15 protein-coding genes are annotated in these 16,161 nt (G+C 70.1%); 10 read left to right on the forward strand and 5 right to left on the reverse strand.

The genetic code is table 11. The annotated features are described in order from the left end of the window. Positions 1 to 21: 21 nt before the first annotated feature. From eda to mgtE, 3 genes are all read right to left on the reverse strand, one after another. Complete coding sequence (gene eda / locus AB0N78_RS09885) at positions 22 to 660, reverse strand: bifunctional 4-hydroxy-2-oxoglutarate aldolase/2-dehydro-3-deoxy-phosphogluconate aldolase (protein WP_363389159.1); 639 nt, start codon at positions 658 to 660, stop codon at positions 22 to 24. Between the two features lie 156 nt (positions 661 to 816). Beyond that, positions 817 to 1,584, reverse strand: a complete 768-nt coding sequence (locus AB0N78_RS09890) for an IclR family transcriptional regulator (RefSeq protein WP_363389161.1) — start codon at positions 1,582 to 1,584, stop codon at positions 817 to 819. An 18-nt stretch (positions 1,585 to 1,602) separates the two neighbouring features. Continuing rightward, positions 1,603 to 2,973 carry a magnesium transporter gene (gene mgtE / locus AB0N78_RS09895; protein ID WP_363389164.1) on the reverse strand — a complete coding sequence of 457 codons (1,371 nt, stop codon included), beginning with the start codon at positions 2,971 to 2,973 and terminating at the stop codon, positions 1,603 to 1,605. Positions 2,974 to 3,537: 564 nt separating this feature from the next. Here mgtE and recQ point away from each other — a divergent pair. Beyond that, a complete protein-coding gene (recQ, locus tag AB0N78_RS09900; protein ID WP_363389885.1) occupies positions 3,538 to 5,370 on the forward strand; it encodes a DNA helicase RecQ in 1,833 nt (610 codons plus the stop codon). A 5-nt stretch (positions 5,371 to 5,375) separates the two neighbouring features. After that, positions 5,376 to 6,029 carry a hypothetical protein gene (locus AB0N78_RS09905; protein WP_363389167.1) on the forward strand — a complete coding sequence of 218 codons (654 nt, stop codon included), beginning with the start codon at positions 5,376 to 5,378 and terminating at the stop codon, positions 6,027 to 6,029. Here the strand turns inward: AB0N78_RS09905 and AB0N78_RS09910 are convergent. Together AB0N78_RS09910 and mgrA are read right to left on the reverse strand one after the other, a co-directional pair. After that, positions 6,026 to 6,403: a VOC family protein gene (locus AB0N78_RS09910; protein ID WP_363389169.1), complete on the reverse strand. Its 378-nt coding sequence runs from the start codon at positions 6,401 to 6,403 to the stop codon at positions 6,026 to 6,028. The two genes, AB0N78_RS09905 and AB0N78_RS09910, sit on opposite strands and share 4 nt — an antisense overlap. A gap of 2 nt (positions 6,404 to 6,405) precedes the next feature. Further along, positions 6,406 to 7,449: an L-glyceraldehyde 3-phosphate reductase gene (mgrA, locus tag AB0N78_RS09915; protein WP_363389172.1), complete on the reverse strand. Its 1,044-nt coding sequence runs from the start codon at positions 7,447 to 7,449 to the stop codon at positions 6,406 to 6,408. Between the two features lie 59 nt (positions 7,450 to 7,508). Between mgrA and AB0N78_RS09920 the strand changes: the two genes are divergently transcribed. The 8 genes from AB0N78_RS09920 to AB0N78_RS09955 all read left to right on the forward strand — a co-directional run bounded on the left by AB0N78_RS09920 (position 7,509) and on the right by AB0N78_RS09955 (position 16,159). Further along, positions 7,509 to 7,970 (forward strand): tRNA (cytidine(34)-2'-O)-methyltransferase, encoded by a 462-nt coding sequence (locus AB0N78_RS09920; RefSeq protein WP_363389175.1) that lies wholly within the window; start codon positions 7,509 to 7,511, stop codon positions 7,968 to 7,970. A gap of 79 nt (positions 7,971 to 8,049) precedes the next feature. Then, positions 8,050 to 9,549 carry an amino acid permease gene (locus AB0N78_RS09925; RefSeq protein WP_363389177.1) on the forward strand — a complete coding sequence of 500 codons (1,500 nt, stop codon included), beginning with the start codon at positions 8,050 to 8,052 and terminating at the stop codon, positions 9,547 to 9,549. Between the two features lie 114 nt (positions 9,550 to 9,663). Then, positions 9,664 to 10,632: an ATP-binding cassette domain-containing protein gene (locus AB0N78_RS09930; RefSeq protein WP_363389179.1), complete on the forward strand. Its 969-nt coding sequence runs from the start codon at positions 9,664 to 9,666 to the stop codon at positions 10,630 to 10,632. Further along, positions 10,629 to 11,468, forward strand: coding sequence for an ABC transporter permease (locus AB0N78_RS09935; RefSeq protein WP_363389182.1), 840 nt, complete (start codon positions 10,629 to 10,631; stop codon positions 11,466 to 11,468). Before AB0N78_RS09930 ends, AB0N78_RS09935 begins: the two co-directional genes overlap by 4 nt. 20 nt (positions 11,469 to 11,488) lie before the next feature. Then, entirely contained in the window at positions 11,489 to 13,315 is a 1,827-nt protein-coding gene (locus AB0N78_RS09940) for a gamma-glutamyltransferase family protein (protein WP_363389185.1), read from the forward strand. A 103-nt stretch (positions 13,316 to 13,418) separates the two neighbouring features. After that, entirely contained in the window at positions 13,419 to 13,904 is a 486-nt protein-coding gene (locus AB0N78_RS09945; protein ID WP_363389187.1) for a MarR family winged helix-turn-helix transcriptional regulator, read from the forward strand. 121 nt (positions 13,905 to 14,025) lie between these two features. Further along, the gene (locus AB0N78_RS09950; RefSeq protein WP_363389190.1) at positions 14,026 to 15,618 is read left to right on the forward strand and encodes an MFS transporter; all 1,593 of its coding nucleotides are present in this window, start codon (positions 14,026 to 14,028) and stop codon (positions 15,616 to 15,618) included. Between the two features lie 79 nt (positions 15,619 to 15,697). Continuing rightward, entirely contained in the window at positions 15,698 to 16,159 is a 462-nt protein-coding gene (locus tag AB0N78_RS09955; RefSeq protein WP_363389193.1) for a MarR family transcriptional regulator, read from the forward strand. Positions 16,160 to 16,161 lie beyond the last annotated feature (2 nt).

Consider the following 16,161-nt stretch of genomic DNA (forward strand, 5'->3'; position numbering starts at 1 on the left):
TAGCCGAGCCGTGCGCGGCGACTACGGCCGCAGTCGGGTCGCCAGGGCGACGGCGTCGGCGACCAGCGACCGCACCCCGTCGACATCCCCGGCCCGCACCCGGTCACGCGGGACCATCCACGAGCCGCCGACCGCGGCCACCGAGGGCAGCGCCAGATACTCGTGCAGGTTCGTCGGGCCGACCCCGCCGGTGGGCACGAAGGCCACCCCGGTGAACGGTGCCGCCAGCGCCGCGATGGCCGCCGCGCCGCCGGAGCTGCCCGCCGGGAAGAACTTCACGGTGTCGAGCCCGAGCTCCAGCGCGGTCTGCACCTCGGTGGCGGTGACCGCACCGGGCAACACCGGCACACCGCGCTCACGGGCGCGCTCGATCACCGCACGGGAGGTGCCCGGCGACACGATGTAGCGAGCACCGGCATCGACGGCCCGGTCGACCTGTGCCGCGGTCAGCACCGTGCCCGCGCCGACCAACACATCGCCGCGGTCGGCCATCACCCGGATCGCGTCCGGTGCCGCCGCGGTGCGGAAGGTCACCTCGGCCACCGGCAGCCCGCCGTCGACCAGTGCGGAGGCCAGCGGGGCGGCGTCGGCCACCTCGTCCAGCACCACGACGGGCACCAGGCGGTGGGTGGACAACTGGGTCAGGACGTCATCGGCCATCTCGGTTCCGTTTCACTCTGCGCAACGCGCGCGTCACTGTGTGCAACGCCAGCTTGCCACAGATCGCGTCGGCGACGCCGAGACTGCAGAAATCCACACTTCGACGGCCGCGAAGCGTCGATCTGCGCAGTCTCGGTGAAGAACTGCCCGAGGCGGCTAGGCGGGCAGGACCAGACCGGGCGGCAGCAGCGGGGGCAGGAGGTCCGCGAGCGTCGCGTGCAGCTCGGCCATCCGGCCAGGCGACAGGCGCTCCGCCGGGGCGGTCACGCTGATCGCCGCCACCGGGTGGCCGGGCCTGCGCAGCAGCGGCACCGCCAGGCAGGCGATGCCGGGCTCGTTCTCTTGGGTCTCCTGCGCCCAGCCCCGTTCCCGTGCGGCGGTCAGCTCCGTCCACAGGTGCTCGGGGTCGACGGCGGCGGGCGGTTCCACGGCGCGTGCATACCCGTCCGCGGTGGACCGGGGCAGGTCGCGCTGGGCGAGCATCGCCCGTCCGAGGGCGGTGGTGGCGGCCCAGTTGCGTCGACCCACCGCGGACCAGACCCGCACCGCACGCTCGGGTTCGACCTTGTCCAGGTAGATCACTTGCACCCCGCTGAGCACGCCCAGGTGGACCAGCTCATCGGTGGCAGCGCACACCTCGGTCAGGGCGGTCCGCAGCCGAGCCGGGAGGTCGTCCTCGGCGAGGAACCGGTCCGCGAGCGCCACCGCCGCACCCCCGAGCTGATACCGCCCGGTCACCGGGTCCTGTGCGACATAGCCCCGGTGGCGCAGCGCGGCCAGCGACCGGTGCACGGTGGTCTTGTGCAGCCCGAGCTCACCGGCCAGGTCGGCCAGTGCTGCCCCGTCCGGCCCGGCCGCGGCGAGCAGGTCGAGGGCACGCAGCGCCCGGTCGACGCTCTCCACCGGGGCCGCGTTCTCCTGCACCCGGTCAGCCTAGGGCCCTCACCCCAGCGCGGAGATGAACAGCCGGGCGACCGTGAAGTAGATCATCAGTCCGGTGCCGTCCACGATGGTCGCGATCATCGGGCCGGAGACCACCGCTGGGTCGATGCCGATCCGGCGCAGCACCAAGGGCAGCACCGAGGCCATCAGCGAGGCCCACAGCACGATCGCGGCAGCGGACACCGCCACCGTCAGACCGACCTCCAGTCCGACGCCGAGTGTCCAGGCCCGAATGAACGCCATCACCGCCATGGTCACGGCGATCATCGAGCCGGTGGTCATCTCCTTGGCCAGCACCCGGGGCACATCGCGCAGCCGTACCTCTCCGGTGGCCATCGCCCGGATCAGCGTGGTGGTGATCTGGGTGCCCGCGTTACCGCCGGTGCCGATCAGCAGGGGGACAAAGAAGGTCAGCGCCACCACCGTGGCCAGCTCCTCCTCGAATGCCCGCAGCACCGAGCCGGTGTACATCTCAGCCAGGAACAGCGCGAGCATCCACACCACCCGCTTGCGCCAGAGCAGCCACGGGCTGGCGCGCAGGTAGGGCACCTCCAGCGGCTCGGAACCGCCCTGCCGCGCGGCGTCCTCGGTGGTCTCCTCCTCCATGATGTCGGCCACGTCGTCCGGGCTGAGCACCCCCACCAGACGCCCGTCGTCAACGACCGGCAGCGCGGCCAGGCGGTGCTCGTTCAGCAGTCGGGCGGCGCGCTCCTGGTCGGCGGTGGCATCCACGCAGATCGGCTCGTCCCGCATCAGATCGGCGACCATGGCGTCCGCGGGTGCCAGCACCAGATCCCGGAAGCTGACCACCCCGCGCAGCACCTGTCGGCCGTCGTCGTCGGGGGTGGTCACGTAGACCTCGGTGGTGTCCTCGGCCGGCGACTGGTGCTGGATCTCCGCGACGGCCTCGCGCACATCCTGGGTCGGTCGGACCGTGACCACATCGGGGTTCATCTGCGCGGCGGCGGAATCCTCCGGCCAGGCGAGCAGTCCCCGGACGACGGCCGAACGGGCGATGCCCATGGCGGACAGCACCAGCGCACGCAGCTCGTCATCGGCAGCGCGCAGCACCTCGGCGGCGGTGTCGGATTCCATGGAGTCGACCAGCCCGGCGGCGACCCGGGGCGGGAGCAGCTGCAACACCTCGGCCACCGCGTGCGGGTCCAGGGAACCGAACAGCTCCCGGGCGGTGTCGGGGCGCAGCAGACGGACCAGGTTGCGCACCTGGGCATCGGACAGATCGGCGAGCTGGTCGCTGCGGCCCCTGCGGTCCGGAACGGTGTCCAACCAGATCTCGACCGCGCGGGGCGTCCCGGCGGACAGCACGTCGTGCAGGTCGAGGTCGGTGAGGGCGGTGGTGGGCGGCGTCATGGCGCTTCTCCTGACAGGGGGCCCACGGCCAACGTGCACACGCCGACACCCGGGCAACACCGTCGACGTCGACGTGGGCCCGGGTATGGGGGTGGTCAAGGGACCGCGGGAGGCGGAGTGATGAACGCACCGAATCGGTGCCGGAGCTCTCCGTCGACGCCTCGACGAACGATCCGCCGCTGTCAGATCAGCGCGGACGGCACGACGGGCGTCGACGGATGCGGACTACTTGCGGAGTCACTCATCGCGCCACCTCCTCGCGTCGTGCGGACCGGATGGCCCACGGACGAGGGTAACGGCCCGTGTCTCACAGGCCAACCGCCCGAACGTCCCGATCCGGACACCCGTCCACAATCAACGAGCACCTGAAGACCTGGGGACGACGCCCTCAGCGGTCGGCCCGCCACCTAGGGTGGAGCGGTGGCATGGGAAGACGAATGGCCGTTGCCGGAGGAACCGCCCTACGACCCGGAGTACGACGGTGCACCGGAGCCGACGGGCCTGCCCTCCGCGCCCAGCGCTGCCCCTGCGGCGGCGGCCGGATCACACACCGGGCAGTCGCCGCTGGACGTGCTGCGCGAGGTGTGGGGCTACGACGACTTCCGCGGTGAGCAGGCCGCCATCGTGGACACCGTGGTCGGTGGCGGGGACGCCCTCGTGCTGATGCCCACCGGCGGCGGTAAGTCGCTGTGCTATCAGGTGCCCGCGCTGGTCCGGCCCGGGACAGGTGTGGTGATCTCCCCGCTGATCGCACTGATGCAGGACCAGGTCGACGCGCTGTCCGCCCTGGGCGTGCGCGCCGGGTTCCTCAACTCCACCCAGGACTTCAGCCAGCGACGCGCGGTGGAGCACGCACTGATCTCCGGTGAACTCGACCTGCTGTACCTCGCTCCGGAACGGCTGCGGGTGCCGGAGACCCTGGAACTGCTCGGCCGGGCCGCGATCAGTGTCTTCGCCATCGATGAGGCGCACTGTGTGTCCCAGTGGGGTCACGACTTCCGCCCGGACTACCTCGGGCTGTCCGTGCTGCACGAGCGCTGGCCGGATGTCCCCCGGATCACACTGACCGCCACGGCCACCGCCGCCACCCGGACCGAGATCGCCGAGCGGCTGGAACTCACGCAGGCCCGGCACTTTGTGGCGAGCTTCGACCGACCGAATATCCAGTACCGGATCGTCCCCAAGGACAACCCGCGTGCGCAGCTGCTCGACCTGCTGCGGACCGAGCATCCCGGGGACTCCGGCATCGTCTACTGCCTGTCCCGCGCCTCGGTGGAGCAGACCGCGGAGTACCTGTCCGGCCAGGGCATTCCGGCGCTGCCGTACCACGCAGGCCTCGACCGGGAGGTGAGGGCCCGCAACCAGAGCCGATTCCTGCGCGAGGACGGCCTGGTCATGGTCGCGACCATCGCGTTCGGGATGGGCATCGACAAGCCGGACGTCCGATTCGTGGCGCACCTCGACCTGCCCAAGTCGGTGGAGGGCTACTACCAGGAGACCGGTCGCGCCGGACGCGACGGGCAGCCGTCCACCGCCTGGCTCGCCTACGGGCTGGCCGACGTGGTGCAGCAGCGCAAGATGATCGACAGCTCCGAGGGCGACGAGCAGCACCGCCGACGACTGAGCCAGCACCTGGACGCCATGCTCGCGCTCTGCGAGACGGTGACCTGCCGACGCCAGCAGCTGCTCGCCTACTTCGGTCAACAGTCCGAACCCTGCGGCAACTGCGACACCTGCCTGGCCCCGCCCACCACCTGGGACGGCACGGTCCCCGCGCAGAAGTTGCTGTCCACCATCGTCCGTCTGGAACGCGAGTATGGCCGGCACTACGGCGCCGGGCACCTGATCGACATCCTGCGCGGCAAGCAGACCCCCCGGATCGACCAGCTCGGCCACACCGCGCTGAGCACCTTCGGCCTGGGCGCTGACCTCTCTGACGGCGAATGGCGGGGGGTGGTCCGGCAGCTGCTCGCCCAGGGCATCCTCGGCGTGGACACCGACGGCTACGGCACTCTGCGGCTGACCGACCAGAGCGCCATCGTGCTGCGCGGCGAGCGGGCGGTGCCGCTGCGCAAGGACACCCGGGTCGCCCGCTCCACCGCCAGCAGTGCCAAGAGCCGCCGGTCCACCGCCGACGCCGCTCCCCTGGACGACGCCGACACTGAGCTCTTCGAGCGGCTGCGCGCCTGGCGAGCCCGCACCGCCAAGGCCAACGGGCTGCCCGCCTATGTGGTCTTCCACGACGCGACCCTGCGCGCGATCGCCACCGCCCGACCGGAGGACACCGGCACGCTGGGCACGATCAGCGGGGTCGGGGCGAGCAAGCTGGAGAAGTACGGGGATGAGGTGCTGGCGGTGGTGTCGGGGCGGGAGCCCGGGGACGGAGCCGGGCAGTGACGGCCATGAGCTCGGACTGGGCGCTGTTCCTCGCGGACCATGGATGGCTGGTGCGGGCGGATCACGTCGAGGTGGGACCGGTGCACGGCTGGTGCCGGGGGCCAGTGGCGGGCCTGCCGGCATTCAGCGCCCTCCTGGCTAGGTCTCGGGTCACCGAGCTCCGGGTGGCCGGCCGACCGATGGAACTGCTGGCCTGGGATCTGCCGGAGGGGCCACGGTTCACTTTCGGCCCCGCCCCGTGGACTACCGACCGGCCCCGACATCCGCTGTTGCGTTCCCTCGCCGAGGCGTGGGGTGGGTCGATCTACCTGAGCACACCACAGCAGGAGCAGAGGACCTGGTGGAACCCGAACCTCGACCAGCTCCTCACTCCGGAGTGCCTCGACCATGACATCGCCGGGATGCTCGATGCCTACGCCTGGATCTGGACGAACGAGGGACTCTCCCTCCCGATCGATGTCTCCGAGTGGGACACGGTCGCCGTGGAGGCCAACGGGAACACGACCCTCGCCCACCACCGCACGGGCCAGCTCCTCCTCTTCGCCCCCGACACCGACGATGACGGTCTCACTGTGCTCCCAGGTTGCCCGGAAAACAGCCTCTACACCATCGATGATGCACCGGACCTGATCAGCTGGATCGAGGGCGCTGCGGCCTAGACCGCGACCAGCTCGATCTTGAACCCGGCCGCATTCGCCAGCCATCCCGCATAGTGCCGCGGGCCGCCCGCATGCGGGTAACGCTCCTGGTAGAGCGGCAGCCACCCATGCTCGGGAGCCTCGGCCATCACCGCATCGACCTCATCCGACGACCCGAGTGCGAAGGCGAGGTGATTCAGCCCGGCCCGACGCCGGTCATGCACCGGGTCATTCATCGTCGGCGACACCGTGAGCGTCAGGTACGCGCCGCCCGCGGCCCAGCTCTGCCCACCGGGCCAGCTCTCCTGACGGACAAAGCCGACCCGGTCGAGCAGCCACTCCCAGTCCGGACCGATCGACTCGACCCAGAGTTCGACGTGATGGAAGCCCGCCACGGTCACCACCCGCGGCCGGTACCGTCCACGGCCAGCGGCTCGATGGCGGCGATCTCCTCGTCGGCGAGCGGGGCGGCCGACAGCGCCTGCACGTTGTCCTCCAGCTGTGCCACCGAGGAGGCCCCGATAATCGCCGAGGTCACCCGCGCGTCGCGGAGCACCCAGCTGAGCGCCAGCTGCGCCAGGGTCTGACCCCGGGACTCGGCGATGGCGTTCAGCCCGCGTGACCGCTCCAGGTAGGTCTCGTCGATGGCCTCGGCCTTGAGGAACTTCCCCTGGGCGGCACGCGAGCCCGCGGGCACGTCACCGGACAGGTAGCGCCCGGTCAGCAGACCCTGGGCCAGCGGGGAGAACACGATCATCCCGATGCCCAGGTCGCCCACCGTGTCCAGCAGCGCCTCGGTCTCTCCCTCGGCCACCTGCTCCACATGCCGGTTGAACATCGAGTACGACGGCTGGTGGATCAGCAGCGGGGTGCCGAGCTCGGCCAGGATCCGCGCGGCCTCGCGCGTCGCGGACGGGCTGTAGTTGGAGATGCCCGCGTACAGCGCTTTACCGCTGGTCACGGCGGTGTGCAGCGCGCCCATCGTCTCCTCCAGCGGGACGCTGGGGTCCGGGCGGTGGGAGTAGAAGATGTCGACGTAGTCCAGGCCGGTGCGGGCCAGCGACTGGTCCAGGCTGGCCAGCAGGTACTTGCGCGAACCGCCGTCACCGTAGGGCCCGGGCCACATGTCGTAGCCGGCCTTGGAGGAGATCACCAGCTCGTCGCGGTACGGCCCGAGGTCCTGCGCCAGGTGCCGACCGAAGTTCGCCTCCGCGGAGCCGTAGGGCGGGCCGTAGTTATTCGCCAGGTCGAAGTGCGTGATCCCCAGGTCGAAGGCTCGGCGCAGCACCGCGCGCTGGGTCTCCATCGGGTTCACGTCACCGAAGTTGTGCCACAGGCCCAGCGACAGCGCGGGCAGGTCCAGGCCGGAGCGACCGGCGCGGCGGTAGGGCATGGACTCGTACCGGTCGTCGGCGGCGCGGTACGGGGGGATGACGGGCATGGCGGGCCTCTCGACTGGGTGTCTGCTCCGGCGATCATCTCAGGTGAGAGGATCGCGGCGTGCTGCACGTCGTCTTCTTCGAGCCCCGCATCCCCGGCAACACCGGCAACGCGATCCGCCTGGCCGCCGCCACCGGCGCGACCCTGCACCTGGTGGAGCCGCTGGGCTTCGTGATGGATGAGCCGCGGCTCAAGCGGGCCGGACTGGACTACCACGACCTGGCGAACACCGTGGTGCACCCGGATCTGGAGCACGCGATGGCCGCGCTGCCCGGCCGGGTGTTCGCGTTCACCACCCACACCGACCAGGGCTACACGGATGTGGACTACCAGGACGGTGACGCGCTGCTGTTCGGGCCGGAGCCGACCGGGCTGCCCCCGGAGGTGCTGGCACACCCGCGGATCACCGGGCAGCTGCGGATTCCGATGCTGCCAGGACGACGCTCGTTGAACCTCACCAACTCGGCCTCCATCGCGCTATACGAGGCGTGGCGGCAGTTGGAGTTCACCGGCGGGGTCTGACATCTCACGGCCCTCGGGATGCGCAGGGAGCCGACTACCGGAATGCTCGGTCGCCGTCGCCGACCGGAGGGGGCCAGCCGTGGCCATCAACCGCAGCATCCTGCGCCGCAAGTCCGTCGAGGAGTCACTGGCCACCGCCGATGATCCGGAGCGCTCGCTCCGTCGGGACCTGACCGCCTGGGATCTAGCGGTGCTCGGGGTCGCGGTGGCGGTCGGCGCGGGCATCTTCTCCGTCGGGGCGACCGCGGCCGCGAACTACGCCGGTCCGGGCGTGATCCTGTCCTTCCTCATCGCCTCGGTGGTGTGCGGGCTGGCGATCATGTGTTACGCCGAGTTCGCCTCCACTCTGCCGGTGGCAGGATCGGCGTACACCTTCAGCTACGCCACGATGGGCGAGTTCGTGGCCTGGATCATCGGCTGGGATCTGATCCTGGAGATGCTGCTGGCGGCGGCGGTGATCGCGAAGTTCTGGGGTGTCTACCTCTCGGATGCCTTCGGGCTGTTCGGGGTGGACGTGCCGACCACGGTGCACGTGGGGCCGGTGGCGCTGGAATGGGGTCCGGTGCTGGTGGTGGGGGTGTTCACCACGCTGCTGGCGATCGGCACCAAGCTGAGCACCCGGGTGAACAGCATCTTCACCATCCTCAAGGTCGGCATCACGCTGTTCGTCATCGTCGCCGGGTTCTTCTACGTCAAAGCGGAGAACTACACCCCGTTCATCCCGCCGTCGCAGCCCGCCGAGTCCGACTCCGGGCTGCACCAGTCGCTGTTCGCGTTCCTGTCCGGTCTGGAACCGTCGACCTATGGCGTGGTGGGCATCCTGTCCGGTGCGGCACTGGTGTTCTTCGCGTTCATCGGATTCGACGTGGTGGCGACCACCGCGGAGGAGACCAAGAACCCGCAGAAGGCGCTGCCCCGCGGCATCCTCGGCGGTCTGGCCATCGTGACCGTGCTCTACGTGCTGGTGACCGTCGTCGTCACCGGGATGGTGCCCTACACCGCACTCGCCGAGTCCGGTGATCCGTCGCTGACCACCGCCTTCGTCCTGGTCGGCGCGGACTGGGCAGGCAAGGTGATCTCGATCGGCATCCTGGTCGGGCTGACCTCGGTGATCATGGTGCTGCTGCTGGGGCTGACCCGGATCGTGTTCTCGATGAGCCGGGACGGTCTGCTACCCCGCGGGGTGTCGCGCACGTCGCCGCGGTTCCACACCCCGGCCCGCTTGCAGATCATCTGCGGCATCGCGGTCGCGCTGATCGCGGGGCTGGCCAAGGTGGAGCTGTTGGAGGAGATGATCAACATCGGCACGCTCTCCGCCTTTGTGCTGGTGAGCTTCGGGGTGCCGCTGCTGCGCCGGTCGAGGCCGGATCTGGCCCGGGGCTTCCGGGTGCCGTGGTCGCCGGTGCTGCCGATCCTGTCCGGGGTGGCCTGCCTGTGGCTGATGAGCAACCTGACCGTGACCACCTGGCTGCGGTTCCTGGCCTGGTTGGCGCTGGGCATCGCGATCTACGCCGGGTACTCCTACCGGCACTCGCGGATGGGACGCGACGGGGACTCTGTTGCCGCCTCCACCCGGTGAACCTACGCTGATCGGCATCGCGCTCAGGTAGCCCTTCTCCCGGGGGTTGTCCCCCAGTCCTCGCGTCGATATCGACGCCGAGCTCCAGTCGTGCCAGCCCCACCTGGAGGACCCATGAGCACCGCCATCGAGACCGAAGGACTGGTCAAGCTCTTCGGAACCACCCGCGCCGTGGACGGCATCGATCTGTCGGTCGCCACCGGCGGCGTGCACGGGTTCCTCGGTCCGAACGGTGCCGGGAAGACCACCACCATCCGGATGCTCGCCACGCTGCTCCGTCCGGATGCGGGCACCGCCCGGGTGCTCGGCCACGATGTGGTCGCCGAGGCTGACCTGGTCCGCAGCAAGGTCGCGCTCACCGGGCAGTTCGCCTCCGTCGACGAGGATCTGACCGGCGCGGAGAACCTGATCCTGATCTCCCGGCTCTACGGTCACAGCCGATCGGGGGCACGGCATCGGACCGAGGAACTGTTGAGCGCCTTCGGCCTGACCGCCGCGGCGGACCGCCAGGTGAAGAAGTACTCCGGTGGCATGCGGCGACGGATCGACATCGCCGCCAGCATCGTGCAGACCCCGGAGCTGATCTTTCTGGACGAGCCGACCACCGGGCTGGACCCGCGCAGCCGCAACCAGGTGTGGGACATCGTCCGGGCGATGGTCCAAGCGGGCACCACCGTGCTGTTGACGACGCAGTACCTGGACGAGGCCGATCAGCTCGCCGACCGGATCAGTGTGATCGACGCCGGAAAGGTGATCGCCGAGGGTACCCCCGGGCAGTTGAAGGCCTCGGTCGGTGCCAGCGCCCTGCACATCCGCCTGCTCAACCCGGACGACCGACCGCGCGCCCGCGAGGTGTTGCGCCCGCTGCTGGGCGAGGCGGTCACCGATGAGGCCGACCCCGCCGCGCTGTCCGCCACCGTCGACTCCTCCGCTCCGGCGATGCGCGCCATCGCCGCACTGGAGGGCACCGACATTCCCGTCGCCCAGTTCGCGCTGGGCCAGCCCACGCTGGACGAAGTCTTCCTCTCCCTGACCGGGCGGCCCGCCAAGGACCGCGACACCGCCCAGGAGGCCGTGGCATGAGCGTCGAGCAGACCACGCTCACCGAGCGCGACACCGCCGTCGCCGCCGTCCGCGCGGCCCTGGGCTCCGACACCGCCCGCCCGGCACGGCCCTCCGGTCTGCGCACGTCGCTGACGTTCGGGTGGCGCGCGCTGCTGAAGATCAAACACGTGCCGGAGCAGTTGTTCGACGTGACGGTGTTCCCGGTGATGATGACGCTGCTGTTCACGTATCTGTTCGGCGGCGCGCTGGCCGGGAGCGTCGGCGACTACATCCAGTTCCTGCTGCCGGGCATCCTGGTGCAGGGCGTCATCATGATCACGATGTACACCGGCGTCACGCTGAACACCGACATCCAGAAGGGCGTCTTCGACCGGTTCCGCTCGTTGCCGATCTGGCGGCCCTCGGCCCTGGTGGGCATGCTGCTGGGCGACGCGGTGCGGTTCACGATCTCCTGCGCGGTGGTGCTGGCCCTGGGCCTGGCCATCGGCTTCCGCCCGGCGAACTGGCTCGGGGTGCTCGCCGGGGTCGGTCTGCTGCTGCTGTTTGCTTTCGCCTTTGGCTGGATCTGGACGTTCCTGGCCCTGATCCTGCGCACCCCGAACTCGGTGATGGGCGTGAGCATGATGGTGATCACGCCGGTGACCTTCGGGTCGAACATCTTTGTCGACCCGGCGACGATGCCGGGCTGGTTGCAGGCCTTCGTGCACGTCAACCCGGTCTCCGATCTGGTCACCGCGGTGCGCGGGCTGATGAACGATGTGCCGGTCGGTGGCGAGGTGCTCGCAGTGCTGGCCTGGAGCGCCGGACTGATCGCGGTCTTCGGCCCATTGACCATGCGCCGGTACGCCCGCTGACCACCGCGTACCGTGGCGGGATGTTCACCACCCGCCCGGAACTCGTCGGCTCCTACGGGATGGTCGGGTCCACACACTGGCTGGCCAGCGCCGTCGGGATGCGGATCCTGGAACAGGGCGGGAACGCCTTCGATGCGGCCGTGGCGGCGGGGTTCACCCTTCAGGTGGTCGAGCCCCATCTGAACGGGCCGGGTGGGGACGCGCCGATCATCGGGTATCGCGCCGACGACGGGCACACCTTCGTGCTGTGCGGGCAGGGCCCAGCCCCGGCGACGGCCACCATCGACGCCTACACCGGCCTGGGTCTGACCGAGATCCCCGGCACCGGACACCTGGCCGCGGTGGTGCCGGGGGCGGTGGGTGCCTGGCTGGATCTGCTGGCCCGGTACGGCACGCTGCCCCTGGCGGATGTGCTGAGCCCGGCGATCGGCTACGCGGAGGACGGCTACCCCCTGGTTCCGGCCACCGCGCGCACCATCGGCACCGTCCGGGAGCTGTTCACCGAGCACTGGCCGACGTCGGCCGAGGTATACCTGCCGCACGGTGACCTGCCGGTCGCCGGGGCCCGGTTCCGCAATCCGCAGCTGGCGACGACCTACCGTCGGCTGCTGACCGAGGCGCAGTCCGCCGGGTCGGACCGGGTGACTCAGATCGAGGCGGCACACCGGGCGTTCTACACCGGGTTCGTCGCCGAGGCGATGGACGAGTTCCTGCGCACGCCGGTCCGTGACTCCTCCGGCCGCGACCACACGGGTCTGCTCACCGGCGACGATCTGGCTCGCTGGCACCCCACCGAGGAGCCCACCGTCGCGGTGGAGTTCGCGGGGGCGCAGATCCACAAGACGGCGGCGTGGGGTCAGGGTCCGGTGCTGTTGCAGCAGCTCCAGATGCTCGACGCGCTGAACGTCGCCGATGCCGAGCCCGGGTCGGTGGAGCTGGTGCACACCACCGTCGAGGTGGCCAAGCTCGCCTTCGCCGATCGCGAGGCCTGGTACGGCGACGGCGATGTCCCGCTGGCTGACCTGCTCGACCCGCGCTATGCCGCCGAGCGCGCGGCCCTGGTCGGCCCCACCGCGGCGGATGGACTGCGCCCCGGTTCCCCCGGTGGACGCACTCCGCGCCTGGCCAGTGTCTTCGGTGACCTGGTGGATGGTGTCTGGCCCGGTCGCTACCAGGGTGCTGCCGGAGTCGTCGGTGGCGGCGAACCCACCCGGGGACCCTTCGGACCGGAGGCGATGCGCACCGAGACCACCGGCGAGACCCGGGGCGACACCTGCCATGTGGATGTGGTCGACCGTTGGGGCAATCGCGTCTCCGCCACCCCCTCCGGCGGCTGGCTGCAATCGTCACCGGTGGTCCCGGGCCTCGGCTTCGGGCTGCCCACCCGGGCACAGATGTTCTGGCTCGAACCCGGGCTGTCCGCCTCATTGGTCCCTGGCCGTCGCCCCCGGACCACCCTGTCCCCCGCGCTGGCCCTGCGCGCGGACGGCAGCGGTTTCGCCTTCGGCACCCCGGGCGGCGATCAGCAGGACCAGTGGACGATTCCGTTCCTCCTGCACCACCTGCTCTGGGGCGCGGACCTGCAAGCCGCCATCGACGCGCCGGGCTGGCACTCCACCCATGTCCCCTCGTCCTTCCACCCGCGGGTCAGCGAACACCTGGGTGTCGAGGCGGAGAGTCGGCTGGGTAGCGCGGTGCTGAACGGGCTCCGGGCACGAGGCCACCAGGTGCGGGACGCGGGTCCGTGGTCACTGGGCCGGGTCAGCGCAGCGGGGGTGCGGCCCGACGGTCTGCTGCATGCGGGGGCGAATCCGCGCGGGATGCAGGGCTACGCCGCCGGTCGCTGAGCGAGCTAGTCCTCTCTGAGGCACAGCTCACACCCGTCAACAGTTGCCTTCTGCAACTACACGACGTAAGTTGCCTGCTGCAACCAAGAAAGAAGGCAGCTCCGTGACCACGCACTCCCGCGCACTGATCGACGCGATCAGTCGGCTCTCGCGCGTCCAGCGTGAGGTCGCGGACCGGCTGTCCCGGGAGCTGGACTGCCCACGAGCGGCGCTCGGACTGCTCTGGGTGCTGGAGAAGCGCGGCGAGCTGACCGTCGGTGACATCGCGAGCCACCTGCGGGTGGACATCTCCGTGGCCAGCCGCCAGACCAGCGCCCTGGTCGACGCCGGCTACGCCGAGCGGACCCGACAGAGCACTCCCGGTGCCGACCATCGAGTGCGCACCGTGCGCCTGAGCGAGACCGGGCGGTCCTTCACCGAGCAGACCCGCCTGCGGCTCGACTCGATGCTCGCCGAGATCTTCCACGAGTGGGAACCGGAGCAGATCCGCCTCGCCGCCGCGCACATCAGCCGCGTGGCCGAGACCGTCGGTGCCTTCGCCGAGCACACCGCCCCCGAGCCGGACACCCCGGCCCTGGTCGGCATCTGAGCGTGCCGCCCGTCGCCCCTCCCCTGGCGACCGGCGGAACCACCCGGGCGGCCCGCACCGCCCCGACCCCCTTCCCGACGACGGCGCCGGGTTCCACCCCTTCGAACCGAAAGCCGAGAGCATGACCGCATCCACTGCCGGGGCACCGCCCACGGCCTCCCCCGCGCCGATGACCCACCGCCAGGTGATCGAGTCGCTGTCCGGCATCCTGCTGGGCATGTTCGTGTCCGTCCTGGCCACGAGCGTCGTGTCCAGCTCGCTGCCCAAGATCGTCAGCGACCTGGACGGATCGCAGCACTCCTACACCTGGGTGGTCACCGCCACCCTGCTGACTACCACGATCACCACCCCGATCTGGGGCAAGCTCGCGGACCTGATGGACCGCAAGCTGCTGATCCAGATCGCACTGATCATCTCGGTCCTGTCTTCCGCCGCCGCCGGATTCGCGCACAACGTGGGCTTCCTGATCGGTGCCCGCGCGGTGCAGGGCATCGGAGCCGGCGGTCTGACCGCCCTGGCCACCATCCTGATGTCCGACATCCTCAGCCCCCGCGAACGCGGCAAGTACATGGGTCTGATGGGCGGCATCATGGGCATCGGCATGGTCGGCGGCCCGCTGCTCGGCGGTGTGATCACCGACAGCATGGGCTGGCGGTACAACTTCTTTGTCGGGCTGCCCTTCGCGGTCGCGGCCATCATCGTCCTGCAGATCACCCTGAAGCTCCCGGCGATGGCCCGCAAGGTCGTTCGGATCGACTACTGGGGCGCGCTGCTCATCAGTGCCGGCATCGCCTGCCTGCTGCTCTGGGTGACCTTCGCCGGCAGCAGCTTCGAGTGGCTGTCCTGGCAGACCTGGACCATGACCGGTGGTGCCGTGGTGCTGCTGGCCCTGGCCGTGTGGGTCGAGTCCAAGGCTGCTGACCCGATCATTCCGCTGGACCTGTTCAAGAACCGCACGCTGGTGCTCTCCGTGGTCGCCTCGGTGGCCGTCGGTGTGGCGATGTTCGGCACCTCGGTGTTCCTGAGCCAGTACATGCAGGTCGCCCGCGGCAAGACCCCGACCCAGTCCGGTCTGCTGACCATCCCGATGATCCTCGGTGTGTTCCTCTCCTCGACCTTGAGTGGACGCCGGATCACCAAGACCGGGCACTACAAGAACTTCATGATCGCCGGTGCCGCGGTGCTCACCGTCGGCCTGGTGCTGATGGGCACGATTCACTACGACACCAGCTTCGTCCTGGTCAGCCTGTACATGTTCGTGCTGGGCTGCGGCGTCGGCATGCTGATGCAGAACCTGGTGCTGGCGGTGCAGAACACCCTGGCCGTCGACGAGATCGGCTCCGGCACCGCGACCGTGGCGTTCTTCCGGACCCTGGGTGGGGCCATCGGTGTCAGCGCGTTGGGTGCCGTCCTGTCCTCGCGGATCACCACGCTGATGATGGACGGGCTGGCCAAGCTCGGCATCGACCCGGCCGCGCTGGGCGGTGGCGGCAGCACCTCGGTGCCCGATGTGTCCACCATCCAGGAGCCGATCAAGACCGTGGTCGAGTCCTCCTACGGTGACGCCATCGCCGAGCTGTTCATGGTGGCTGCGCCGTTGGGCCTGGTCGCCCTGATCGCGGTGATCTTCCTCAAGGAGGTCCCGCTGGGTAACCGTTCCGGTCTGGAGCAGCGCGCGGCGGTCGTCGAGGACATGGAGACCGTCGAGGCCTGATCGCCTGCCACACACGCCACGCCCCCGTCCGGATATCCCTCCGGGCGGGGGCGTCGTCGCGCTACGGAAGAATGCGGCCATGGACGCACACGATCCGCTGTCGCGGGTGGAGAACGAGCTGGGTCTGCTGCTGCGCCGCGCCCGCTCCCAGACCGAGCGACTGTCCCGGCAGGTGCACCCGGAGCTGGAACCCTCGGCCTACCCCCTGCTGGTCCGGATCGGGTCACATCCGGGCATCCGCGCCGGCGAGCTCGCCAGTCTGATCGGCATCGGTCGGGGCACGATGTCCCGCCAACTCGCCCGACTGGAGGAGTTCGGCCTGATCACCCGCAGCCCTGATCCGCAGGACTCCCGCGGGCAGCTGATCGAGCTCACCGCGCAGGGCGCGGACCAGATGCAGCGCGCCCGGCAGGCTCGACGCGTGTTCCTCTCCGACGCGTTGTCGGACTGGAGCGAGCAGGACCGCGCCCTGTTCGCCGATCAGCTGGCACGGTTGAACCACGATCTGACCGCGCACCGGATGTCCGACGAGGACGACTGACC

The organism is Cellulomonas sp. NPDC089187, from assembly GCF_040685135.1.
Classification (GTDB): Bacteria; Actinomycetota; Actinomycetes; order Actinomycetales; family Cellulomonadaceae; genus Cellulomonas.

What these genes read in the sequence shown, in the direction of transcription:
- eda (WP_363389159.1), bottom strand. Translation starts at nt 660, where the DNA reads ATGGCCGATGACGTCCTGACCCAGTTGTCCACCCACCGCCTGGTGCCC.
- mgtE (WP_363389164.1), bottom strand. Translation starts at nt 2,973, where the DNA reads ATGACGCCGCCCACCACCGCCCTCACCGACCTCGACCTGCACGACGTG.
- AB0N78_RS09905 (WP_363389167.1), top strand. Translation starts at nt 5,376, where the DNA reads ATGAGCTCGGACTGGGCGCTGTTCCTCGCGGACCATGGATGGCTGGTG.
- mgrA (WP_363389172.1), bottom strand. Translation starts at nt 7,449, where the DNA reads ATGCCCGTCATCCCCCCGTACCGCGCCGCCGACGACCGGTACGAGTCC.
- AB0N78_RS09930 (WP_363389179.1), top strand. Translation starts at nt 9,664, where the DNA reads ATGAGCACCGCCATCGAGACCGAAGGACTGGTCAAGCTCTTCGGAACC.
- AB0N78_RS09935 (WP_363389182.1), top strand. Translation starts at nt 10,629, where the DNA reads ATGAGCGTCGAGCAGACCACGCTCACCGAGCGCGACACCGCCGTCGCC.
- AB0N78_RS09940 (WP_363389185.1), top strand. Translation starts at nt 11,489, where the DNA reads ATGTTCACCACCCGCCCGGAACTCGTCGGCTCCTACGGGATGGTCGGG.
- AB0N78_RS09950 (WP_363389190.1), top strand. Translation starts at nt 14,026, where the DNA reads ATGACCGCATCCACTGCCGGGGCACCGCCCACGGCCTCCCCCGCGCCG.
- AB0N78_RS09955 (WP_363389193.1), top strand. Translation starts at nt 15,698, where the DNA reads ATGGACGCACACGATCCGCTGTCGCGGGTGGAGAACGAGCTGGGTCTG.